This is a genomic window from Cohnella candidum (assembly GCF_003713065.1).
Lineage (GTDB): Bacteria > Bacillota > Bacilli > Paenibacillales > Paenibacillaceae > Cohnella > Cohnella candidum.
Window position 1 is genome coordinate 2,268,047 of record NZ_CP033433.1, and the last position, 24,376, is coordinate 2,292,422.

The following is a 24,376-nucleotide window of genomic DNA, read 5'->3' on the forward strand; positions in this document are numbered from 1 at the left end:
CGACTTGAACGAAGTCGAATACGCCTTTCTGGTAGCGGGCGGTTCAGTCAAAGAATAGCTAAACCTTGCGCCCCCGTCGAATATTTATGGTTTTCAATACTCTTGGCAATCATGAATTGCGCGGCGTAATAAGTGACCATGACGGCATATCCGGCCCCATCGATCGGGGATACGAACATGTTCCAGGCTAGCAGGGAATCGGACACGAAGAATACGACCGCGCCTGCCATAGCGACCCCACTGCCGCTGATCACAGCGCTGAGGATCATGGCGGATATGACGATGACGTAAACCAGTACGGGAAGCCACAGTCCGGTATTCCCTCCGGTGTATATCCCCTTATGTAATTCGCTAAGCAGCCAAGCAGAATACAGGGCAATGGGAATCAACGTCAATAGACGATAGAGAGACAACCCCCGCCATCTCGTCGCGAATGCCGCAATATACGTCAGGTGCGCGAGCAAGAAGGAGCTAAGCCCTAGAACGAACCATTTGCTGCCTTCCAACAGCAAGAAACAATCGCCGGCGGCCGAGAGAAGCAATCCCACGATGACCAGGTTGCGATACGCTTTGGCGGTATTGCGCAGCGTTAAGGCGAGTCCGATGATGAGCAAGATCGTTCCCGGTTTCAAGATCCATCGCATGGTCATGCTTTGTTCCGCCATCGCCAGCAAATACCCTGCCCCTGATAAAATGATGATGGCTGTGAGCAACAATCTTTTCCGATCCATACAATGCCCTCCAATTCGGATAGATATCATATGGAAGAATAGCAAGTCGTTCTCACAGATTACTCCCAAGCCGTTCCGAACGGGAGCTGGCGAGCGTCTCCTTATCTGTTCGGAAATGCTTCCGATTTCGAAACCCTGATGCGATCGTGCGGAAAATAACGACCGAAATATTTCGCGACTCGGACATGCAGGTCTTTGTCATACCACGGCGAAAGTTCATGTTGTTCGAACAATCCCGACATCCCCAATCGTTCCGAGCGTCGGCCCAACATTCCGTCTCCGATGTTCAGGGTATCGATCCAGATGTGATCCGCGATGTCCGTAAGTAATTTGGGAAAGTCAGGAGTGAACGGCAAAACCGGAGATATCGAGGCTTGCGTCGGAATCCCCGCTTCATGAACTTCTTTCAGCGCTTTGATCCGAAGGCGGATGCCCGGCGCATAAGGGGCAAAAATCCGCTTGATCTCTTCCCGATCGGTTTCGATCGTCATGGATACAAGAAGTTCACATTTCTCCTTCAACTGGACGAGCAAAGCAATGTCCCGAGCGACAAGCGGACTTCGCGTCTGGATTTGAAGGAAATCGGGAGGATTTACCGTCATTTCCTCTAAGATCCCATGCGTAATTTGAGCCTCACGTTCAATGGGCTGGTAAGGGTCCGTCGCGGAGGACATGAAGATGTTGACGGGCTTGTTTTTTCCGCGAAGCTTGATAACCTCTTGCCGATACTTTTCCGCCGCGTTCGTTTTGATGTCCAGCCATTCTCCCCAAGGCTTTTCTTTGAACTTCTGGATCGGCATCTCCCGCACATAGCAGTACTTGCACGCAAACGCGCAGCCGCTGTAGGGATTCAAGGAATGGGTAAATCCGACGTCCAAATATCCCTTGGCTTCCGTGAGGATGTTCTTGGTTATGACTTCCTTGGTTTGAAGATTCATCAACATCGCCCATTTCACAAAATCAAGTGTATAATCCTAATGAAGATTATGAACGAAAAGGAGCCTTCCGGGTGAAATATATCGGTGCATTCGCAGGTTTTCTTCTGTCTGAATTTTGCTTTCATATCATGGATGCTTTTGCTGCTGGAATCAAAGCGGACACGCCGGCTGAACGAATCGGAGCCGTATTATTCGGCATCGTCGTTCTTCTGATTCTGATGGCGGTCTTCCGCAAGTTTTTTTCCAGATCATTTTTTAACGGATTCACCGTGGCGACGGGTTTATTCCTTAGCTTTGATATTGTCGTTTTCCATTGGATTTTTCAACTCCATCGGATTACGAACGGACCGGAAGCGAATTGGCTGGAACCCATCCTCGTCGTTGCAGGGATCGTCTTTGTCACTTATGGCGTAAAACTGGAGAGAGCTCCGCGAAACATTAGCAAAAACGTGTCTCTCTGAGCCCGACAACAAACGAACGAAGCCCCTGGCGCAAGTGAACGCCAAGGGCTTTTTGCTATGCGAAAGTTTAAGCTTCCAAAATTCGTCCGAGACGCTGCAGCGTGTCGTTCCACTCCGGTTCAGCCTGCTTTTCCAATAACGCCAACATGGCCCGGACGACGACACGGTGAGGCACCGCTTTGTTCAGTTCCGCCTCGAGCAGCGCAACGGTTTCTTCCGAATCCGTCCCTTCGGCCAATCCTTTGATTTCGGCCAAAATAGCCGCCTTCTGCTCCGTTTCCCCGTCCGGCGTGCCGAACCCGATCATTTTACGGAAACCCGACTGCCCCATGATCGGAGGTTCACCCGCTTCCATCATGCCGCGCATCACGTCGTCCAAACGCCGAACCAAAAAGTCCGAGAGTCTTCGGTCCTGAATCGCGTCGCGGTCGATCAGCAGCCCCTGCATAAAGTCGTTCATCATGCCCGATAAGATCAGAACGCCGTCCGCCCAATACCGTTCCGCTTCATTCCCGTAGATGGCTTGAATCCGCGCATTCAGCCAGTTCAAATAGCGGCTTCTGAAGCGGAAAGCGAAGGATTTAAGCTGCACATGGTCGACGCCGATCAGCGGCTCTTTGATCAACATTTGGATGAATTCGACGTTTTCCCTAATGAACCGGATTTGCCGCTCCAACTGCACTCGGAGAGCTTCACGAGGAGAAAGCCCTTCTTCACCCGGTTGTTCGGCCATTCCGTTGTACAGCTGTTCGCCGTAGTATTCGAAAATGGACAGAAGCAGCTCGTCTTTCGATTTGAAATAGAAGTAGATGGAGCCTTTGGCCATGCCGAGCTCGTCCACGATTTCCTGGATGGACGTCGCGTGGAAGCCTTGGCGGGCGAAGAGGCGCATGGCCGCCTCCAGGATCTGCAATTTCTTCTTCTGCAAAATCGGCTGCGCCTCCTTCTTATGCCGTGGTCTGTTTCGGTTTGCGGCGAATCTTCATCAACGTCTCATATACGATCGGCACGATGATGAGCGTCAGGAACGTCGAGCTGATCAATCCGCCGATGACGGTGACGCCGAGTCCGCGGGAGATGATGCCCGCGCCTTCCATCCCGAAGACCAGCGGAAGAAGAGCGCCGATGGTCGCCAGTGCCGTCATCAGGATCGGGCGCAGACGGGTGCCCGCCGCTTCAAGCAGCGCTTCGCGGGTCGACATGCCTTCTCGCTCCTTGTGAATGACGCGGTCGATCAAGACGATGGCATTCGTCACCACGATGCCGATCAACAGGAGCGCGCCCATCAAGGCGGAGACGCTCAGCGTTTCTCCTGCAAGATACAGCGCGACCAAACCGCCGATGATGGCGAACGGAAGCGAGAACATGATCGCGAACGGGGCGAGCGCGCCGCCGAACGTAAGGACGAGCACCAGGTAGACGATGGCGATTGCGGCGGCCATCGCGATTCCGAGCTGGGAGAACGTGTCGTTGATTTGCTCGGTCACCCCGCCCGTTTTAATTTCAACGGTAGCCGGCTTCTTCACCTGATCGACTTGCTTGAGGAAATCGGACGATGCCTTCTTCACGTCCTTCACCGTGACGTCGCCGCTTACCGTCACGACCATGCGGCCAGCATCCCTCGAAATGCTGTTCGGGGACGTGCCTTCTTCAATCGTCGCGACGTCTCCGATCGGCACCTGTACACCGAGCGGGGAGGTGAGAGTCGCTTTTTTGATGTCATCCGCCGTATTGTAAGTTGCAGTGTCCACGTGCACATAGACGTCGTAGGTCTTGTCCTCTACCTTCACATGCGTCAACACCGGACGGGTGCGGACCGGACTCAGCTTCATGGCGATCTGGCCCGCCGTGAGTCCATACTTGCTCAGCTTGGCCTGATCGGCCGCAATCGTGTATTGGTCATACGTTTTAGACATACTCGTATCTACGTTTTCGAAGGAAGCGTCCTTGCTCATCATCCCGGCGATCTCGCTCACGACCGGTTTGATATCGTCGAGGCTTTCCCCATAGACGCTCAAGCTGAACGTGCTTCCGCCCACGCCTCCGCCCCCCATGTCCATCTGGGCCCATTCCCCTTGGGGAACGGTTTGCTGGAGCTTGGCTACGAGCGCTTTTTTCTTGTCTTCGAAATTTTTCGTTTCATCCTTATACTGCAGGTAGAACAATCCCGATTTGGAAGGTCCCGGTTGAAGCGGGTTGGAGCCGCCGACCGAATATTGGAGATTCACCAGGTCAGGATCCTTCGATCCCAAAATCATTTTCTCGGCCGCCAGCGCGCGCTGCTCCACGTCTTCGATCCGGTCGCCCGGCTGCGGCGTATAGGTGATCATGGCGAACTTCTGCTCTTGTTCCGGAAGGAAGCTGGAGCCGATCAGCGGAACGAGTCCGAAGCTTCCTATGAGGAGAACGACGGCGAGTCCGAAGGTGATGATTTTATGGTTCAGCGTCCAGCGAAGTACCTTGCGGTAGCCGCCGGCCAGTGCGCCCGGTTTCTCTTCATGTACGTGTTTCTTGCTCTCTTTGATTCCCTTGCGGAACAGCATATGCCCCAGCATCGGCACGACCGTGATGGCCACGATTAGCGAAGCAAGAAGCGAGAAGACGATGGTCAGCGCGAACGGCAGGAACAGCTGGCCGACCATCCCCGTTACGAGACCCAGCGGCAGGAACACCGCCACGGTGACGATCGTGGAGGACATGATCGGCATGAACATTTCACGGGTCGCTTCGACGAACAGTTCTTTGCCGGTCAGCGTCTCGTTCTTCAGCGACATCCGCCTGTAAATGTTCTCGATGACGACAATGGAATCGTCCACGACCCGGCCGATCGCCACAGTCATCGCGCCAAGCGTCATAATGTTGAGCGTGATGTCGAACTGCTTAAGAAGAAGTACCGCGATCACGAGCGATAGCGGAATCGATACGATCGAGATCAGCGTCGTGCGGATGTTCCGCAGGAACAAGAGAATGACGATGACGGCGAACAACGCGCCGAACAACGCTTTCTCGAGCATCGTGTCTACGGACTTCTCGATCGGTTTCCCTTGGTCCAGCAGGACGTCGAGTTTCAGGCCGTTATACTTTTTCTCGAAGGTCGGGATTTGATCTTTCACCGCGTTGACGACGTCCACCGTGTTGGCATCGTTCGCCTTGACGATCTGGATGCCGATCGATTCGCGGCCGTTCGTACGCGAGATCGACTCGGCTTTGCCGGTCAATTCGATCGTCGCGATATCGCTGAGCTTCACGGTCGGAAGACCCGCTGCAGCGGCTGCCGCAGCATTCGGCGCGGCATTCGGTGCCGCAGCATTCGGCGCGGCATTGTCGCCCGCTTGCGCTTGGGGCATAGCGGCACCACCGGCGGAAGGTGCGGAACCTACGCCGGCAGGAATCACCGGTATCTGAAGATTTTTTAAATCGTCCAAGGTCGTGATCCGTCCGTCGACGACGACGGCTTTCTCCGACTTGTCCATCTCGAACAAGCCCAACGGCGCCTTGAGCGCAGATCCTTGTACGATCCCTTTGACGGTATCCTGAGTGATCCCGAGCTCGGCCATTTTTGCCTGATTGTAGGTCAGTTGAACTTCCTGCACGTATTGTCCGGCGATCTGAACGGACGCGACGCCATTAATGCCTTGGAGCGACGGCTCAATATCATCCGACACGATGCGGGTCAGCTCTTCGAGCCCTTGATTGTTGGCGTCGCTGGCACTGAGCGAAATGACCGGGAACGAGTTGAAGGAGAACTTGGAGATCGAGGGCGACTGAACGCCGTCCGGCAGGCTGACCGCCGACACGGCTTCCCGAATCTCGTTCGTCGCTTGGTCCATGTCTTGGCCGAAGTTGAATTCGATCATGATGTTGGACACGTTCTCCATCGAAGTGGACGTGATGTTCTTGATGTCCGATATGCCCTTGAGGCGCTGCTCAAGCGGCGCGGTCACCTTCTCCACGACGCCGTCCGGAGCGGCGCCCGGATATACCGTGGTGACGTTCAAGAAGGGAAACGTCAGGTTCGGCATGCTCTCCTGTTTCATGTTCAGGCCCGAATACAGGCCGGCGAAAGCGACGATCAACGTGATCATCCATAAAGCGAACTTATTCTTAAGCGAAAATGCGATGGTGCTTCTCAAGCTCTCCCATCCCTCTCTCTGTACGTTTGTACCGCTGATGAACATTTTATCGAACGATCGGTCAAAATTCAAATGGCGAAATTCGGAACTATTGATTTTATGCGGTTATTTTAGTTGAACGATTGGTCAATTCATTCATTTGTGCTAAAAAAAGATCCTGTCCGCCGTTTGGCGAACAGGATTCCATTACCCCATCATCGGATTCGAGCCGTTAAGCAGAAAGAGCATCCCCCCCTTCCGGCGGCAAGTTCCCGAAAATCACAATTCGATTTTTAAAAATCGCCTCAGCATCCCGACGACGAATTCGTGGTCTTCCTTTTGGGGCAGACCGGATACCGTAACGGTACCGATCACGCCGGCATTCCGGACGATGATCGGAAAAGCGCCGCCGTGAGGCGCGTATTCCATGGGGTCGAGAAACGATTTTTCCCGGATGTCCGTGTTGTGCAATTTGTAATAAATCCCCATGCGATAGGAGCTGTGTAGAAAACGGTTAACCACGCGGTTCTTTCGCCGGACCCACTCGTCGTTATCCTTGGAGGTGCCCGGCAAAGCATGGTGAAACAACTGCTGCTCCCCCTTGCAAATGTCGATCACGATCGAAAGGCCTCTCCGGTAGGCTTCTTCGGTCATCTGCATTCCTAATTCATAAGCGGTACGGTAGTTGAATTGCTCGAATTGAAGTTGCTCTTCTTCTTTTTTCAATTCCTCCAACAATGCTTGCAAGGATTCCATCTGGGCAGCCTCCCGTTTTTTATTCAAAAGGTAACGTTCTCTTCTCCACGCTGCTCCGCATCGCCAATTCAATGACTTTGATCGTAATCAACGCTTCTTCCGCGCGTACTGGTGCGGGAGCATTATACATGATGGCATCATAAATGCCTTGATAGTAACATTCGTAGCAACCCGACAACGTCTCTACTTTCTCGGTTATCATTCGGCCATTAATCATGTGCGTAATCTCGCCGTAGTCTTCCTCCCTGTCTTTTCCCCAATCGGCTTTCCCAGGCGTGCCCCCTTGCCGCAACATGTCCTCTTGCGAATCGAGCCCGTATTTGGTGAAGCTGCCTTGGCTTCCGTGCAATTGAAACCTGGGCCCGTGCTTGCTGACGAGAGAACCGCTATGGAGAATCGCCCGCATCTTCCCGTAAGTCAGTACGATATGAAAATAATCGTCTACCTTCGAATCGATTCTCTGCGGGAATACGTCGGCGTATACGCTGGCCGGCTTCCCGAACAAATACAGCGCTTGATCGATTAAATGCGCCCCCAAATCGTACAGCATGCCTGAACCGGGCCCTTCCTTCTCTCTCCATCTGTCCGTGACTTCCGGACGGTATCGGTCATAGTGGGCTTCGTATAACGCGATGTCTCCCAATACGCCTGAATCGACGGTTCTTTTGACGGTCAAAAAGTCGTTATCCCATCGCCGATTCTGATAGACGCTGAGCACTCTGTTTTGCAGGGCTGCCGTCTCCATGAGATCTCTCGCCTCTTCCGACGTGATGACGAAAGGTTTCTCAACCACCACGTGTTTGCCCGCGATCAGCGATCGTTTCGCGAAGTCGTAATGAGTGTCATTCGGCGTCGTAATGACGACAAGATCGATGGCGTTATCGGATAACAGGTCGTCGAATGCGGACACGACGTCGGCGTCCGGCAAATGTTGTTTTACCTTCTGAGCGTTACTCGAGAAAACTTTCACGATTTCAATTCCCTCTATGGACCGAATAATGGGAGCATGAAAAATTTGTCCCGACAATCCAAAACCCGCGATTCCTACGTTTAGCTTCTTCATAGATACTCCATCTCCCCACTTCTTGAATTCCTCGCATTTTCATCTTTATTATAATTATTTTAATTATGTTTTACAAGTAAATTAATTATTAAACTTAAAAATATCATAATAATACTTATTAAATGCTTAAAACTTGCAAAAAACCCGATCACTGATCGGGTTTCGCTTGTATCAGACGCTATAGAATAATTATAATGATTAAGAAGTTGCGTAGAAGGCGGGTGGACATTCGGCATGAATCAAGAGGAACGAATCAAAGCGATCGTGGACTATCTGAAGTTAAATGGGAAAATAAGCATGGACGATATCTGTTCGATTTACAAGGTTTCCTACGACACGGCTAGGCGTGACCTCGTCAAAATGGAGACGGACGATCTGATCGTTCGGGTGCGAGGCGGTGCGATACTGCCCTCCATGACCAAGCAGATCAACAGCTACAAAGAGCGGTTGACCGATGCGGAAAACAAGCGTTCCATTGCGGTTGCCGCGACGTCGCTCATTCACGACGGGGATTACTTGCTTCTGGATACGGGAACCACGACTCAATACATCGCGGAATTTTTGACCACCGTAGATAATGTCATCGTGACCAACTCCATCGACATCGCCGCCGTGCTTTGCGACAAACCGCAAACGAACATTCATCTGCTCGGCGGGGTATTGAACACTTGGCATCGATATGCTCACGGTCCTCGTACGATCGAAATGCTTCAGGATATCAAAGTGGACAAGCTTTTCCTCGGGACGTGCGGCATCTCGCCGGAAGGATTGTTCGCGCCCACGGAAGAAGAGGCCTACACCAAACGAGAAATGATCAAGAGGGCGAATCAGGTCATTCTCCTGGCGGATGGCGCCAAATTCGAAAAACAACTGTTCCACCGCGTGTGCCCGTTCGATGCCATCGACATTCTCATCACGGATGTCGAGCCTAAGGCTCCCTTCGGCAAAATTTTCGACGATTGCGAAATCCGAGTCATCGTGGCTTCAACTTGAAACATTTACCGGAATCCATCCCGTTAGGATCGCGCCTTCACTTGGGTCGTTGCCCGCGGCGAGCTCGCCGCCATGTTGACGGATGATTCGACGCGAGATGGCGAGCCCCAATCCGGCACCGCCCGTGTCACGGTTTCTCGATTGCTCCCCCCGATAAAGCGGCTCGAATACGTGTTCGAGTTCCTCCGCCGCAAAACCCGGTCCTGAATCGCGGATGGCAAAAAGGACTCGGTCCTCTTCCCGACGGCATTGAATGTGAATTCGGCCATAAACAGGCGTATGCCGCACGGCATTGTCCAACAAATTGCTCAAAGCTCTCTCCAGCAAGTGAGCATCGGCTCGGATCAAGCACGCATCCTCCGCGTCACGGGTTACGACCGAGATCTGCTTCTGCTGGGATTGCGGCTTCAAGGATTCGACCGCTTTTTGGACAATCTCGTTGAAGTCGCACGCGGCCTCGCGCAAAGCCGTTTCCGGGTACTCCATTTTCGTAAAGGTGAAAAGATCCTCAACCAGACGGTCCAACTGTGCCGCTTTTTCCTTACAAACCGCTGCATACTTCGCCATCTGTTCCGGTGTTCGCGCAATGCCTTGTTCGAGCCCGTCCAAATATCCTCGCAACGCGAAAAGCGGCGTCCGCAAATCATGCGCGACGGCCGCGATCATGAATCTTCTTTCCTCTTCCAATTCCGTCTGCTTCCGGTACGCGCTTTGAAGTCCATCCACCATCACCTCGAACCCGTCCCGAACTTCAGCGATCTCTCTGACGGCGGAGTCAGGCAAACGAACGTCCCAATCACCCGTGGCAATCTGCCTTGCAGCTTGGCCCATGCCCTCCAGTGGTGCGAGAAGAAGCCGCCGCATCCAAATGCCCGCGATAATAAATGCCAATAACAGTCCCGAGGATGCCGTCATGAGGACCAAGGATGAACTCGGCCGCTCCTCTCCCAATCGCAACGAATGGGTCGTCAAAAGGTGTGCGGTCAGGTAACAAAGCCAAGGAAGCAGCAGAAAAAGCATTAAGCTGAGCATGAAATAGGTACGAACCCGAAGTTTCTTCATTTTACGCTCCCTCGAAGCGATAACCGACGCCCCATACGTTGGTCAAAAGCTGCGGTTTCTCAGGATCGATCTCGATCTTCTCCCGAAGCCGACTCAGGTGGACGCGAATCGTATGTTTGTCTCCGATGCCCTCCCAAAACTTCGAGAGCAATTGCTCATAAGTGAACACCTGTCTCGGATGCTCCGCGAACAATCGAAGCAGTTCATACTCCTTGGGTGTCAGCGAGATGCTCATTCCGTCGACGAACACTTCTCTGGTGTACAAGTCCAATTGGAGGCGGCCATAATCCAGCATCTTCCCTCTGCCTGTCAGCGGCTGGCTTGTACGACGGAGAACCGCTTTGACGCGGGCCACGATTTCGCCGGGAGAAGCGGATTTGACGATATAATCGTCTCCGCCCAGCGTCAGTCCGCGAATCTTGTCCACATCCGCGCCGCGGGCACTCAGGAACAAAATCGGAACCTGGCTATCCTTCCGCACGCGCCGGCAAAAATCGAATCCGTTTTCTCCCGGCATCATGATGTCCAGAATGACGGCATCAACCCTATTCGACTGAAATTCCGTCCATGCTTGCGCCGCATCATGGGCCAGAACGACCCGAAAACCATCATGCTCCAAAAAGTCTCTCAGCAGTTCGGCGATGCTCCTGTCGTCATCCACGACCAAAATCGTCCGTTTTTCGTCCACTCGATGTATCCACCTTAGCGCGTCCCGATTTTCCTTCAGTTTACCATCTTCGTCGGATCAACAGACGGTTTCCACGCAGATCGTAACCGTTTGTTTATCGTTTTGTGACATTTTTGCCGCTAAGTCCGAGAGATTTGCCTGCTATCCTTCACATGACGAAAACAAAGGGGGGATATCGGAATGCTGAACGTTCAAATCGTTTTGTTCGATGGGTTCGATCTGCTGGATGCCATTGCGCCTTACGAAGTATTTTCGGCGGCCGGATTGTTCACGGATCGGAAGATGCAGGTGGAATTCGTGACGGCGGAAGGACCGAGGCAAGTAACGAGCGGAGTGAACGGCTTAAAGATCGAAGCAACCGGTAAGCTGAACGGGGAGCAACCGGGGATTATTCTTGTTCCCGGAGCTGCCGGCGAATTGGAGGGCGACGGACCGGATGCGGTTCCTGCCCTTTTGGCGCGTGCCGCGAACTCGGAATTGGCAGGGGTGATTGAAAAGGGACTGGCCCGTGGGGATATCACCGTTTCGACGGTGTGCGGGGGCTCTCTTGTACTGGCGATGGCAGGACTCTTGGAAGGCAGGCCGGCGGTCACGAATCATTTGGGGATGGACTTACTCGGGGCAACAGGCGCCATACCCGTATCGGCTCGGGTCGTGGATGACGGCAACTTCGTTTCCGGCGGCGGCGTGACTTCAGGACTCGATGTCGCGATCCATCTGGTGGAACGCGAACTCGGCCCGCGCATCGCGCATGCCATTGAGCAGTTGTTCGAGTTCGAGCGAAGGGGAACGGTGTGGCGCAATACCGGAAACGCTCCGAGCAGTAGCGCGAAGGAAGCTCCGATGGTTGAGTCCACTTCAGATTTATCGAGGCATACTGCGCCGAATTCAATTTTCGACGGAGAATGGGACACAGTCATCGCCACCCCGGTAGGAAAATTGCAGGTGAAGCTGAACATCGCTACCGTTAAAGGAGTCATTCAAGGAACCGCGGCGCAAGGGGACGAGATCAGCGCGTTTATCGATCCTGAAATTAGCGGTGAAGTCCTGCGCTGGTCGCAGCAAATTACGAAGCCGCTGCGTTTGAACTTGAAATTCGAAGTGGTGGTCGATGGCGATGTAATGACGGGCTTCGCCAAAGCCGGCGTACTGCCGGCCTCCAAATTAACGGGGAAACGGTTATAACCGGAGGGAATGAATGATGAGCAGACGTCAAATTTTCTACACGGTCGCATCCATCTGTGCCCTTTACATCCTTTATGTTCTGGTCAGCAATTACGTACTGGATCCGCACGCTGAAGCGTTTCTCCGTCACAAAGCGAACCTCGTGCGGCCCGAACCGCGGTTCTGGCTGCAGGTCATGTACATTCATGTGGGGATGGCTTGCGTCGCGATGGCGACCGGATTCCTGAATCTGGTGACGGGCATTCATGCGCGATACCGCAAATTTCATCGCGTAAACGGCTATGTCTACGTATCGTCAGTACTCGTCGTCGTCATCACATCCGGTTACATGGCACCCTACGCGACGGGCGGTAAGATCGGCAGCATGGGCTTCAACTTGTTAAATATGCTGTGGCTGGCCGCAACCACGACAGCAATCGTCCACATTTTAAGAAAACGGATTTCCCTGCACCGCAGATGGATGATTCGAAGTTACGCGTTTTGCTTTACGAATCTGCTCATCCATCTGTTCACCTTCGTGTTTAACCGGATGATCGGTATCGAATATGGAACCGGTTATACGCTCGCCGTGTACGTTTCGATCGCACTGATCCTCATCGTTCCTGAAGTACTTTTTCGAACCGGGCCCCGCCTTATAGATAAGCGTTGAATACCGGACTACCAAAAGGGAAACCTGAATGGGCAACCAATTTTTACATAAGCAGGTGGTTATTCTTGTTCGGCGGGAAACCTGATATTAAAGCCGTGAATATCGAATTTTCGTGTACGGAAATCGGAGGGCTCTGGGGCATCTATCTGCAGGAGACCGCGTCGAGCTGTTTCCTGACCTATTTCCTTCACCATCTTCAGGACGCGGAGATCATTCCGCTTGCGCAAGAGGCGTTGAAGCTTTCGCAACGACGAATCGAGAAAATCGAATCCCTGTTCCAATCGGAAAATTTTCCGATCCCGGCGGGTTTTTCGGAAAACGACGTGAACTTAACCGCGCCTCCCCTTTTCCTGGATACGTTCAGCTTAAGCTTTATCTACATGATGAATCGGCTTTCCATGATCAACTATTCGTTCGTCGCTTCCAACAACGTCAGGTTGGATGTGCTCGATTTTTTTAACGAGTGTCTGCACCAGAGCACCGAGATGTTCGGCAAAGCCGTGCGGATGATGTTGGAGAAAGGGATATACGACCGTCCGCCGAAAATGAACTACCCCCAAGAAGTCGAATATGTTCAGAAAGAGACCATCTTGAATGGATTCTTGGGCAAGCATCGCCCTCTAAACGCGATCGAACTTTCGGAAATCTTTTTCAATATCGAACGGAACTACTTTTCCGTGATTCTCATGCTGGGATTCGCGCAAGTTGTGGACGACAAAGACTTGCGGGATTTGATCATCCGAGGCAAGAAAATCAGCGAGAAGCAAATCGAGCTGTTCAACACCCTGCTCATGGAGGAAGATTTACTCGGAACCGTGACCGTCAGCATGGAAGTGACAGCCTCCACCGCATCTCCATTCTCGGAAAAGCTCATCCTTTCTATGGTCCACATCTTGAACTCCGTGGACATCGTCTTGATCTCGCATGCTTTGTCCTTGGCGATGCGCGCCGATCTCGCCGCCCATTACACCAAAATCATCGCGGAAGTGATGGCCTACGGCAAATCCACGTTCGATGCCGTGGTAGAACGGAGATGGCTGGAACAACCCCCGCTTGCGACGGATCGCAAGAAATTGTTGAACCGGCCGGAGCCGGGGTGAAGTTTAGAATACAAAAGACCCTGACTAAAAAGGCTGCCAAGACGGCAGCCTTTTTCCAACTTCTTCTATGAGTCAAGCTCCAAAACCAAGACATCGAACGGCTTCATGGCAACCGAACCGTGCACTTCAGTCCCGGACAACAGGTCGCGTAAAGGCTTCCTGAATGTTAAAGTCTGAATGTCGTGCGCGTAATTGAGCAGGAAAGCAAACTTATTGCCGTTGCTATGGTGCTCGCGGATCGCAAGTTCAACCCCCTCCGGCAATTCTCCCCATTCGGATGCAGGCGACTGTAAGCCCAGCACCTTAATCAAGGCGCCCGCCGATTCTTCGGTGAAGACGCTCCCGTAATAGTAGGCGGTCCCCTCTCCCTGCCGGTTGCGGACTAACGCCGGCTTGCCCGCGTAATAGTCGGATGCGTAAACGGCCAAAATTTCCGCGCTTTCCGCCGTAACGCGCAGGATGTCGGCAAAACCGTCACCCGGCAGGGTTCCTGCTCCCGCCGCGTTCCACTTTACCTGAGGCGCTTGTTGGTAAGGTCCGATCAGCGTGAAATCCTCCACTTGGATTCCGCACATGCCGGAGAGCGGCCCGGGGAATGGCTGCATATAGCATTGGCCGGCAGCATCTTTGTATCCGCTCCGGCAGCCGAGCACAAGCGTGCCGCCGCCTTCGACATACCTTTTGAGCAGCGCGGCCGTTTCTTTCGGCATCACGGCGGGGTGAGGGTACACCAGCACGCGGTACTTGGCTAATTCCTCGATCGTAGTCGAGGCGCGGACGTATTTCGTATCCACCGGAATGTGACGGCGTTGCAGCGCTTTAAACCAGGCACTGACGCTCCTGCCGGTAAACGGTCCGTGCCACTTATCCAACTCGCCATCCCATTCGTTGTCGTAATCCTTCAGGATCGCAACTTCAGCCCGGAAGGTCGATCCAAGCCATTGCGCGCCGACGCGAGCCAGCTCCTCCCCGATGATTCCCGCTTCCGCTACGCGCCGATTCGGCTGATTATGGTAATCATTGATGCCATGCCAGTAAATTTCGGTCCCCATCGCAGCCGTGCGCCAGCGGAAATAGAGAAGCATATCGGCCCCGTGAGCGATGGACTGATAGGTCCAGAGCCGCATTTGTCCCGGCTTCGGAGAAGGCATGTCCATCATGTTGACCCATCCCCCCGGACCGGACTGTTGTTCCATGACACAGAAGTTCGGCGAGACATCGCGGGCAGCGCTGAGGTTCAGGCTCCATTTGCGGTCAAGCAGCGGACGCTCGCCTTTGTCGGGATAGATCGTGCTGAAATTCGGATACGAATCGTACGAGAAAAAGTCCAGCGTTTCCTCCGTCATTTTATGGCTATCCAGGTGTCCGAACATCCCATTCGTCGTCACCCATTGACGAGGCGCCGCATCGCGCAGGATGTCCGATTGAAGTTTGGCGAAAGCAATCGCGCTATCGGAGAAGAAACGTTTCTCATCCAATGCCTGATGAGGATTCGGAGAATCGCTGGGCGTCGGACGTGTGAGATGAACCTGTGACCAATCCGTATACGTCTGATTCCAGAACACCGCGCCCCACGCCCGGTTCAGAACCTCCAGCGAACCGTATTTCTCCCGAAGCCACACGCGGAAAGCCGCATGGTCGGCATCGGAATAGAATACGTTCACCTCGCAATTCAACTCATTGTCGATCTGCCAGCCGACAACGGCCGGATGATCCTTGTAATGCTCGGCCATCCGCGTGACGATTCGCGCGGACAGCTCGCGATAGACCGGGGAGTTGTAATTGTAGTGACGGCGCTGGCCGTGCCGGTACAAGGTGCCGTCCTGCTTGGCGTTCAGCACTTCCGGATATTTGGAAGTCAACCAGGCGGGTGGTGTCGCGGTCGGCGTGCCCAGAATGACCTGAATGCCTTGCTCGCGGGCCAGATCGATCGCCCGGTCGAATAATCCGAACTCGAAACGCCCTTCCTCGGGTTCGAATATCGACCATGCGAACTCCGCCATGCGAACGATCGAGAAACCGAGCTCCCTCATGCGGCGGAAATCGTCCGCCCACAGCTCTTCCGGCCAATGCTCGGGGTAATAACACGCCCCCAGGCAAAACCGGTCCGTCTTCCAATCGCAATTCGCTTGTGCCATTCTTTGTTCCTCCCTTTTCGATTTGGAGTGTTTTCTAAGCCATCAACCCTTGACCGCACCGGACGTGATCCCCGCGATGAACTGCCGTTGGAAAATCAGGAAGATGATCATCAGCGGCAGCACGGATACGAAAGAGCCGGCCATAATGATATGAAACGGTTCGCGGATACCGCCCGTGATCGAATAGATAGCTACGGTAAGGGTGTACATGCCTTCGCTTTTCAACAGAATAAGAGGCCATAAAAAGTTATTCCAGCTGTTCATAAAGAAGATAATGCCGAGGCTGGCGAATGCCGGACGGATAATCGGCAGGACGATGCGGGTGAAAATCCCGAATTCCCCAAGACCGTCGATTCTTGCCGCCTCCATCAGTTCCTCCGGAAGCGATTCGATGAACTGCTTCATGAAGAAGATGCCGAACGCGTTCGCCATGCCCGGTATGATCAACCCCCAATGGGTGTCGATCCAGTGCAGCTTCTGGAATTCCACGTAGAGCGGAATCATCAGGACTTCTTGCGGGATCATCATGGAACCGAGCAGCAAAAGGAACAGCGGACCTTTGAACCGGAACGCGTATTTGGCGAACCCGAATCCGCCGAGCGCGCAGAAGAACAGGGATGCTGCCGTGCTCACGACCGCCACGTAGGCGCTGTTCAACAGATTGCGCGCGAAAGGCATCGCCTCGAACAAGCCCTTGAAGTTTTCAAGGGTCGGCGACTTCGGGACAAGCGTAACCGGATGCGAAAAGATCTCGTCCATGGGCTTGAAAGCCGATACCGCCATCCACAGCATCGGAAAAATCATCAGGACGGCAAAGACGACGAGCGCCGCATACATCAGGGACGAGACGACTTGGTGCTTTCCCGAATGATGTTCTACCAATCTGGCTTGCATGCGCGGAAACCTCCTCTCAATTCTCTTGTCTGAACACCCGGATTTGCATCAGCGTAAGGACGAACATCAACAGGAAGAAAACGTAAGCCGCAGCCGAAGCGTAGCCGAATTTCAAATAAGAGAACGACTGATTGTATACGTACATGATCACGGACATGATCGAGTTTTCCGGCCCTCCGGAGCCTCTTGTCAGCACGAGCGGCTCCGCGAACAATTGGAACGTCCCGATAGTCGACAGAATGGACGTGAACATGATGATCGGCGCCATCATCGGAATCGTAATCCTGAAAAAGCTCTGTACCGGCCCCGCGCCGTCGATGCGCGCCGCTTCGTAGAGGTCGGAGGGAATATTCTGCAGACCCGCCAGCATGATGACCATGTTGTAGCCGAGCCATCGCCAGATGACGAGAATCGCGAGCGTGATGCGAGCCCCCCAGATCGTGCCGAGCCAGTCCGTTTTCGCCAGCCCCATCGAGGTCAATAGCTCGTTAATATAGCCGTATTCGGTGCCGAACAGCATGCGAAACGTAAAGCCGACGGCGACAAGCGAGGTGATGTAAGGTATAAAATAGGCCGCCCGGAAAAAACCTTTCAACCGCACGAAAGCCGAGTTGAGAATGACGGCAAACACAAGCGAAAGGAACAGCAGCAGAGGCACGTACATGAAGAAAATAATGACGCCGTTCCACAGCGACTGCAGGAAGATATCGTCCTTGAACAAAGAAGAATAATTTCGAAAGCCGATCCATTTCGGATCCTTGATTCCGTTCCACTCCGTGAAGCTCGCATAGAACGCGGAAAGCAGCGGATACAGCACGAAGAACAGAAAGAGAACGTAATACGGCGAAATAAAAACGTACGGCGCTGCGCATTTATGGAGTCTCATTGTATTTCCTCCCTCGTAAAGAGTAATCCCGGAGAAGCACCGGCTTCTCCGGGACGTGCGGGTCAGTCTCGGGTTACTGTCCCGTCTTGGATTTGATGCTGGATTCGATGGCGCTCAAGGTCGCGTCTACGTCCTGCTTCTTCGTCGCAAGCTTCTGCAATTCGGTCATCGTGAGCGCATTGGCTTCGGAATATTTACCGGTGTAGTTGACCGGCAGGATCTCGTCGGCCAAATCCGCGAACAGCTGGCGGTACGGCTGGTCCGCGAAGTACGGATCCTTCTCCGCGAAGTACGGATCCGAATAGGTCGTCTCCAGTGAAGGGAACGAGTCGGTCGCTTTGAACAACGCGATTTGGCTGGCATCCTTCGTCAGCATGAAGTTCACGAAAGCGCGAGCTGCTTCTTTGTTTTTGGATTGCGACGGAATGGCGAGGTAAGAGCCGCCGTCGTTCGAAGTGCGCGCGCCGTCTTGCTCCCAAACGGGCAGCGGCACGACGCCCCATTTGCCCGCGGTGTCCGGCGCGATGAAGCTCTTCAGGAAGCCGCCCATCCACACGGCAGCCGGAATCGTCGCCACTTTGCCGTCCTTAAGGGCTGCATACCATCCGTCCGTCCAATCCTGCACGTCCATCGCATAACCGTTCTTCCAAAGGTTGTCGAACAGCGTGAGCACTTTTTTCGTTTTGTCGTTATTGACGGCAGTTGCGCCGTTCTTGTCAAAATACCAATCGCCTTGCTGCTGCATCAGAATCTGGAACATCCGGGCGTCGTTCGTGGAGCCCGCCAGCGGAAGCATCGCAACGCCGGCTTTATCCTTGATGATCTTCGCGGTTTCGAGGTAACTGTCCCAAGTGGCCAACTGCTTGGCTACCGAATCCGGATCGGAAGGCAAGCCGGCCTTCTCGAATACGTCGCGGCGGTAGTAGACGCCTACCGGGCCGGAGTCGATCGGCATGGCGTAAACCTTGCCGTCAAGCGTCGCCGATTCAACCTTGTACTTGTTGAACTTGTCGCGGTATGCGTTGATATCCTCGGACAAGTCTTCCAGCGCTCCGAGCTCCATGTACTGCGGGAGGTTTTGGATTTCGATCGCCACCACGTCCCCGGCGCCTTGGCCGGACGAGAGGTCGAGCGTAAGTTTCTTGTAATGGTCCGCGGGCGGCGCCACTTTGAAGTTAACCTTGATGTTGGGGTATTCTTTGTTGAATTCGGGCAAAACCGCACTCAAGGACTTCTGGATATAATCCCAGCCCGCTACGGTAATTTCGCCGGAAATATCTTTTGCCGGTTCCGCCGATGCGCTGCCGGACGGGCTGGCTGAGCTGCTTGCGGGCGAACCGGCGGGCGAACTGGCGGGTGCGCTGCTGCTTGCATTATCACTTTTGCCTCCGCCGCAAGCGGATAAAATCAGCGACAGTCCCATCAGCATAACGAGCACGAGCGACATCGGCTGTTTCCATGCTTTCATTCTGCTTTCCCCCTAAGTTTGGTTTCAATCGGTTACAGGAATAAGCATAGAATGAAAACGCTTTTACAAAAATGCCGTATTCGGAACATCGAGGTTGAAAAAAGCAACCGCTTTCACAGAATAAAGAAAAGGCAGGGGATTTCGACCGATCGGTCAAAACCCCTGCCTTTTCATTTACAACAGCCTGCCTATCGGCCGGCGCTTTCACTCCGGTACTCCGAAGCCCGCTCTTCCAGTCTCTTCATCGTTTCCTTCGGATCCCGGCCGATGAGCAACTCCTGGACCGAAGCGTTCATCGCGCCGCCGATCGTCGTTTGGCCCATGATGCGGTCAGGAAACGTAATGGTGTCTTTCGCGCTTCCCAATTGGCGCATCAGTTCCGACACCAGCGGGCTGTCGGTCGACTTGGAGGCTTCCCGCAATACCGTGGCCGGCAAATGAGATATCCGCACCATCTCCCCTTGGTACTTCGGCGACGAGATCAGTTTCAGAAAATACGCGGCAGCCTCCTTGCTGCGCACGTTCCGGCTTACGGCGATGTTGAAATCCGGCGAAACGATCCAAGCCTCCCGACCTGCCGCACCGTCGCTGACCTCCGGCCAATTGAAAAATCCGACATGTCCATGAAGCGGATTCGGCTTGCCGTCCGGAAGCTGATCGGCGTTCAGATCGTCCAGTTCCCAGGATCCCATGACCCACATGGCGGCCTTGCCTTCCATGAACTGCCGCCGGGCGGTGTCCATATCCGCGCTGTTGGTGTTGCGGCCGAAAGCCCCCGCATCCACCAAACGCTTAAAATCGGCCGCCGCGTCAATAAACGGTTTTGCCGTGAACGGAACGTCACCGTCGGCCGCCTTGCGGAAAACCGCGCCGCCTCCGTGACGATAAACCAGCGTTCCCAATAAGAGCCCGCCCGGCCACACATCCTTGTTGCCGAGCGCGATCGGAGTCACGCCCGCGGCGCGAAGCGTTCGTACCGCCGCGATCAACTCGTCGGTCGTCGAGGGAACGGTTATGTGATACTTCTCGAACAACGCCCGGTTATAATAGACCACTTCCGCGGTTCGGACAAGCGGCATGGCGTAAACATGCCCGTCGAAAGACACATGGTCCAGTATACCGGGAATGAACCGGGTTTGGTCGATCATGTCGTCAAGCGGCAATACCATGCCGCTTCGTACGAATGGCGCGAGAAAGCCTTCTTCCCAGGAAAAAAAGAGGTCGGGCAGGTTGTTCGCGGCCGCTTCCGTCGCGATTTTGATTTTGAAATCGTCGTTGAAGGTCTGGTAATCGATTTGAGCGTGGAAGGGATTCGATCTATTGAAATCGGCGACCGCCTCTTGCACGACTCTTTCCTCCAGCGAACCGCTGTCGATCCATCCCCACAAATTCAAACTGACGTCGGGCGCCGCCTTCTTCGCCTCCTCCGGTCGGCCGCCGCATCCCCCTATCACGATTGCGAACAATACCAGCGAAAGCAACGCGCAGACCGCCCGCCTCATGGCGAAACCTTCCTGCCGCTTTCTCCGGAATTCCCGCGAACGTCCTCCGCGTATTCGGAGGGCTTTGACCCGGTCATTTTACGGAAAAGCTGGCTAAAATATTTCGGATCGCGATAGCCGACGTCAAAGCTGATTTCGTGAACCGTCAGCCGAGTGGACAAAAGCAACCGCTTGGCCTCCTCGATCCTTACGTGAGTCAAATATTCCAGAAAGGTGGTACCCATCTCTTTTTTCAAAACGCGGTTTAAGTGAACCGTACTGAGATGAACTTGCTTCGCCGCGGTTTCTAACGTAATTTGCTCCTTAAAATGCTCTTGCACATAACGAACGATCTGCTGAATCAACCGTTCGGATTCATCCTTCTCTTCCTCCGTCGCCAGGACGGTGCGCTTCGCGTTTGCCGACAACTCTTCCAGAGCGAACGTGCAGACCGTGATCAGCGCCTCCGGATTGGTCGGCTTCAGTACATAGTCGAATGCTCGACCGCGAATCGCCTGCTGCGCGTACTCGAATTCTCCATGGCCCGTCAGCAGGATGACTTTGGTGTAGGGAAAGGCCAGCATAATACGGTTCAACAGCTCCAACCCGTCAAGCTTCGGCATACGGATATCGGTGATGACGAGCTCAGGCCGATGCTCCCGTGCCCAGGACCAGCCCTCCTCCCCGTCTTTGGCCGTTGCGACCGTGCCGATCCCGATCGACGGCCAGTCCACGGCATGGAGGATACCCTCGCGGATCATGCGTTCATCGTCACAGATTAGTAGCTTGTAACTCATGCTGCTTTCCTTCCTTCTCCATCGGGATCTTGAATCGGATCGTAGTGCCATTTGGAGAGCTGTGGATTCGGAGACCCCCGCTTTCCCCGTAGTTCAGCACCAATCTTCTGTGCACGTTGGCCAAACCCCGGGGAAACCCGTCCCCCTCCACTTCCCGGTCAAAGCCGCCGATAATGGCATCCGGAATGCCGCCGCCGTTATCCGCCACAGTGACGACAGCGAACGCGCCAGATTCATCGGTCCGCATTCGAAAGACGATATGAACGGGCCGATCCGCCGTATCCAAATTATGAACGATGGCGTTTTCGATCAGCGGCTGGATGATGAGTTTGGGAAGACGAACGTCGTATAGTGACTCCGGTACGTCAAGTTCCAGATGCACGCGGTCTTCGAATCGATACTGCTGGATCGCCATGTAGTTGGAAACGTAGGATATTTCTTCACGGACCCGGTACGGTTTGTCCTGATCTCGTATCGAGATCCTCAAAAGGTTAGCAAGCGATTCCGCCATGCGGCCGACATCGTCCAGTCCATGCATGCGTGACGCCCAGTTAATCGATTCCAGCGTGTTATAGATAAAATGCGGGTTGATCTGCGCTTGAAGCGAACGCAGCTCCATTTCCTTATTCAGGTAATTCAGCTTGTATTCCTTGTTGATCAGGTCATTGATCTCCTGCATCATCAAGTTATAGGTCCGGTTAAGCTCGCCGACCTCATCAAGCCTCTCCGTAGGTGCTTTCACGAGAAAACGGTCTTCGACCGACTTCCGCATCAGGCCGGTCAGTTTGTTAAGCGGCCTTGAAACCCTGTCCGAGATGATGATCGACAACAACACGATCACAGGGGCACTGACGAGACCGAACACGAGCAGCGTCTGTTGAAGCACCACAGTCCCTTGAATGATCGATTCGATGGAGGTTAGTTTGATAAGCGTCCAATCTGCGCCAGGAATGTCCGCTCGGGAGAGAAGGTACTTTGTATCCTCGACTTTCGTCTCAGCCCCGTCCCGTACTTTCAGAAGCCGCGTATCGGAAGGTTCATCCGAATCGGACCTCAAGGCGTTGCCATAAGGGTTGAATAGCGCATAATGGGAGGTCCCGCTTCCTCCGGATGCACTGAAGTATGAGGTCACCGCATTCACTTTCACGTGCATGATCAGCAGCCCAGCCGGCTGAAAGTCACTGATTCGATTGACGATCCGGCCGACAAGCACGTGGCTTCCGTCACCGTCAAGCGGTCCGACCACCATTTTACCGCGGCCTTCTTCCATGCGCTGGTAGAAAGGCGAAGCCAGCAGCGCCTTGTAGGCTTCCTGCCCGATGATGGTTGCGCCAAGTCCTTCGTAATAAGACGATCCGTGCAGGTCGAAAAGGTTAATGGACGACAGCCAGTCGCTGTGCGTGACAACAGTCTTTCCGATGTACCGGTCGATCGCCTGCTGTTCGTCGATATCCACGCCTCCGGTTGCATTGGAACGGGCGAGGACGCTCTGGACAGTCTCGGAGGCGGCGAAGTCCTTAGAGATCACGTCGGTCTGAGTGACGAAAGCCTGAAGATTGTTCGCCAACTGGTCAAGCTCCAGCCGGTTATGCCTCTGCTCCTGCTCAATCAGAATATCGGAGGAACGCCAATATAAGGCCAAGCTGAGCAGCGTGAGACCGAGCATGCTGAACAGCAGCAGGATGGTAAGCAGTCGCGCACGAAGCGAGCGCCCCACCATTCTCTTCAATGTTGGAATCATAGAATACCCCGTTTTAAAACGCTTTCTTTCAAGTAATGATAGACTTTTCGGCCGTAAAAGCAAGTATAAATCTTTGGATATATATTTGCGGTCGCTAGCCTCTTCAATGCAAAAAACACGCTGTCAATGACAGCGTGTTTTTTGCATGCCGAATCCATTCTAGGAAGAGACGATTATTGGTACTCCCCTTTGATGACGAAAAAGGAGCCCCGAATCGTTCCGGCTAGTTTGGACTTCTGCCTGGCAAACTTAAACTTCCCTAACTCGCTTGGTACCTCCATCCCCTCAGAAAGCTTAAAGCCAACGGCCCGTTTCTTAGGGTCATCCACCGTATACAAAACGTTGACCGAAAGACCATCCTCATAAAAGACGTAGGTCCAATCGATATTTTCCACCCGTAAGCGTGAAGTTTCCAAAGGCTTGGCCGCAAACTCAATACCGCGCTCTTCCTTCAATATCCGGTTCACGTAATCCAGGGTCTCTTGGCTTTCGCTGGCCGGTACAACCGTAAATTCATGCTTGTATTTGGTCATAAAGTAACGGGCTTCATTCGCGCGCAACCCGGCAAGCGCTTCTGCAACAGGCGAAGACTCTAAACCGACCGTAGACACGTTTTTGAAATCAACGACATAGGACATTGTTTTCTCTCCTTCGTTTGGACACCGTTTAGTGGCATTTTTATTATGCGCCACCTTTTGGTGTCCTGTCAAACCTTTTTTAGCCTTACCTTAAATCAAAAAGAGCCTTTCCGCTTTCTCCACTAATCGGTAAAGATGAATGTTCATGGACGATGATCCAGGAATCATTATCTTTTCTTAACCCGAAGGTGAAGCGATTTGTGATTTGACGAAGTTTCTCTCCTGATTCTAATTCGTGAGCAGCAAAGGTAACGGCACAATGAACGAATGCAAGATTCAAGTTTTCTTCGACGACTACGTCGTTGAAATCAACATGAAGGGAAACACCCTCCGCCCTCAACCCGTTAAACCACTCCTCAACTTTTGCTTTCCAAGAGGAGATACCTTTGGAATCCCAACTCCCCCAGCAATCATAAATATGTATTTCAGGGGAATAAGCCGATAAGAAGCTTTCTACGTTCTTTTCGTAAACGGAAGACTTGTAGTTTTCAAGCACATCCTGAACTTTTAAAAAATTAGCTTTCAAGAGATTCATCTCCTTCTTCAACTAAACTGCCGTTAACGGATCGAGGCTGCCTATCGGAACATGGGCAGC

22 protein-coding genes are annotated in these 24,376 nt (G+C 53.4%); 5 read left to right on the top strand and 17 right to left on the bottom strand.

The annotated features are described in order from the left end of the window. Nucleotides 1–47 precede the first annotated feature (47 nt). Both EAV92_RS10815 and EAV92_RS10820 read right to left on the bottom strand, forming a co-directional pair. Nucleotides 48–731: a lysoplasmalogenase gene (locus EAV92_RS10815; RefSeq protein WP_164472726.1), complete on the bottom strand. Its 684-nt coding sequence runs from the start codon at nt 729–731 to the stop codon at nt 48–50. Between the two features lie 101 nt (nt 732–832). Next, nucleotides 833–1,669 (bottom strand): SPL family radical SAM protein, encoded by an 837-nt coding sequence (locus tag EAV92_RS10820; RefSeq protein ID WP_123043684.1) that lies wholly within the window; start codon nt 1,667–1,669, stop codon nt 833–835. Between the two features lie 71 nt (nt 1,670–1,740). On the opposite strand from EAV92_RS10820, the gene EAV92_RS10825 reads away from it, so the two are divergent. Next, entirely contained in the window at nt 1,741–2,130 is a 390-nt protein-coding gene (locus tag EAV92_RS10825) for a DUF2243 domain-containing protein (protein ID WP_123041095.1), read from the top strand. Between the two features lie 67 nt (nt 2,131–2,197). On the opposite strand, the gene EAV92_RS10830 is transcribed toward EAV92_RS10825, so the two are convergent. The 4 genes from EAV92_RS10830 to EAV92_RS10845 form a co-directional block, all read right to left on the bottom strand. Continuing rightward, nucleotides 2,198–3,058, bottom strand: coding sequence for a TetR/AcrR family transcriptional regulator (locus tag EAV92_RS10830; RefSeq protein WP_123041096.1), 861 nt, complete (start codon nt 3,056–3,058; stop codon nt 2,198–2,200). Between the two features lie 19 nt (nt 3,059–3,077). Beyond that, on the bottom strand, nt 3,078–6,263 hold the full coding sequence (locus EAV92_RS10835; RefSeq protein ID WP_123041097.1) for an efflux RND transporter permease subunit: 3,186 nt from the start codon (nt 6,261–6,263) through the stop codon (nt 3,078–3,080). 258 nt (nt 6,264–6,521) lie between these two features. Beyond that, complete coding sequence (locus EAV92_RS10840; RefSeq protein WP_123041098.1) at nt 6,522–6,998, bottom strand: heme-degrading domain-containing protein; 477 nt, start codon at nt 6,996–6,998, stop codon at nt 6,522–6,524. Between the two features lie 19 nt (nt 6,999–7,017). After that, nucleotides 7,018–8,061 carry an oxidoreductase gene (locus tag EAV92_RS10845; protein WP_123041099.1) on the bottom strand — a complete coding sequence of 348 codons (1,044 nt, stop codon included), beginning with the start codon at nt 8,059–8,061 and terminating at the stop codon, nt 7,018–7,020. Between the two features lie 234 nt (nt 8,062–8,295). On the opposite strand from EAV92_RS10845, the gene EAV92_RS10850 reads away from it, so the two are divergent. Continuing rightward, entirely contained in the window at nt 8,296–9,054 is a 759-nt protein-coding gene (locus tag EAV92_RS10850; RefSeq protein ID WP_123041100.1) for a DeoR/GlpR family DNA-binding transcription regulator, read from the top strand. On the opposite strand, the gene EAV92_RS10855 is transcribed toward EAV92_RS10850, so the two are convergent. Both EAV92_RS10855 and EAV92_RS10860 read right to left on the bottom strand, forming a co-directional pair. Next, a complete protein-coding gene (locus tag EAV92_RS10855) occupies nt 9,046–10,116 on the bottom strand; it encodes a sensor histidine kinase (RefSeq protein WP_123041101.1) in 1,071 nt (356 codons plus the stop codon). The genes EAV92_RS10850 and EAV92_RS10855 overlap by 9 nt on opposite strands. Nucleotide 10,117: 1 nt before the next feature. Continuing rightward, nucleotides 10,118–10,804, bottom strand: a complete 687-nt coding sequence (locus EAV92_RS10860) for a response regulator transcription factor (protein ID WP_123041102.1) — start codon at nt 10,802–10,804, stop codon at nt 10,118–10,120. Between the two features lie 180 nt (nt 10,805–10,984). Here EAV92_RS10860 and EAV92_RS10865 point away from each other — a divergent pair, with 180 nt between their 5' ends. From EAV92_RS10865 to EAV92_RS10875, 3 genes are all read left to right on the top strand, one after another. Then, nucleotides 10,985–11,989, top strand: coding sequence for a DJ-1/PfpI family protein (locus tag EAV92_RS10865; RefSeq protein WP_123041103.1), 1,005 nt, complete (start codon nt 10,985–10,987; stop codon nt 11,987–11,989). A gap of 16 nt (nt 11,990–12,005) precedes the next feature. Continuing rightward, nucleotides 12,006–12,638 carry a DUF2306 domain-containing protein gene (locus EAV92_RS10870; RefSeq protein WP_338134416.1) on the top strand — a complete coding sequence of 211 codons (633 nt, stop codon included), beginning with the start codon at nt 12,006–12,008 and terminating at the stop codon, nt 12,636–12,638. Nucleotides 12,639–12,703: 65 nt separating this feature from the next. Continuing rightward, complete coding sequence (locus tag EAV92_RS10875; protein ID WP_241158505.1) at nt 12,704–13,738, top strand: DUF3231 family protein; 1,035 nt, start codon at nt 12,704–12,706, stop codon at nt 13,736–13,738. Between the two features lie 65 nt (nt 13,739–13,803). Here EAV92_RS10875 and EAV92_RS10880 read toward each other — a convergent pair whose 3' ends face one another. From EAV92_RS10880 to EAV92_RS10920, 9 genes are all read right to left on the bottom strand, one after another. Then, the gene (locus EAV92_RS10880) at nt 13,804–15,876 is read right to left on the bottom strand and encodes a beta-galactosidase (protein ID WP_123041105.1); all 2,073 of its coding nucleotides are present in this window, start codon (nt 15,874–15,876) and stop codon (nt 13,804–13,806) included. Between the two features lie 42 nt (nt 15,877–15,918). Continuing rightward, complete coding sequence (locus EAV92_RS10885) at nt 15,919–16,770, bottom strand: carbohydrate ABC transporter permease (protein ID WP_123041106.1); 852 nt, start codon at nt 16,768–16,770, stop codon at nt 15,919–15,921. Between the two features lie 16 nt (nt 16,771–16,786). After that, on the bottom strand, nt 16,787–17,656 hold the full coding sequence (locus EAV92_RS10890; RefSeq protein ID WP_123041107.1) for a carbohydrate ABC transporter permease: 870 nt from the start codon (nt 17,654–17,656) through the stop codon (nt 16,787–16,789). Between the two features lie 73 nt (nt 17,657–17,729). Continuing rightward, entirely contained in the window at nt 17,730–19,124 is a 1,395-nt protein-coding gene (locus EAV92_RS10895; RefSeq protein WP_123041108.1) for an ABC transporter substrate-binding protein, read from the bottom strand. A gap of 188 nt (nt 19,125–19,312) precedes the next feature. After that, nucleotides 19,313–20,626, bottom strand: coding sequence for an ABC transporter substrate-binding protein (locus EAV92_RS10900; RefSeq protein ID WP_123041109.1), 1,314 nt, complete (start codon nt 20,624–20,626; stop codon nt 19,313–19,315). After that, nucleotides 20,623–21,402, bottom strand: coding sequence for a response regulator transcription factor (locus tag EAV92_RS10905; protein WP_164472727.1), 780 nt, complete (start codon nt 21,400–21,402; stop codon nt 20,623–20,625). Before EAV92_RS10905 ends, EAV92_RS10900 begins: the two co-directional genes overlap by 4 nt. Continuing rightward, nucleotides 21,377–23,143 carry a cache domain-containing sensor histidine kinase gene (locus EAV92_RS10910; protein WP_123041111.1) on the bottom strand — a complete coding sequence of 589 codons (1,767 nt, stop codon included), beginning with the start codon at nt 23,141–23,143 and terminating at the stop codon, nt 21,377–21,379. Before EAV92_RS10910 ends, EAV92_RS10905 begins: the two co-directional genes overlap by 26 nt. A gap of 173 nt (nt 23,144–23,316) precedes the next feature. Continuing rightward, nucleotides 23,317–23,781 (bottom strand): phage tail protein, encoded by a 465-nt coding sequence (locus EAV92_RS10915; protein WP_123041112.1) that lies wholly within the window; start codon nt 23,779–23,781, stop codon nt 23,317–23,319. 85 nt (nt 23,782–23,866) lie between these two features. Then, nucleotides 23,867–24,307 carry a YybH family protein gene (locus EAV92_RS10920; protein WP_164472728.1) on the bottom strand — a complete coding sequence of 147 codons (441 nt, stop codon included), beginning with the start codon at nt 24,305–24,307 and terminating at the stop codon, nt 23,867–23,869. Between the last annotated feature and the right edge of the window lie 69 nt (nt 24,308–24,376).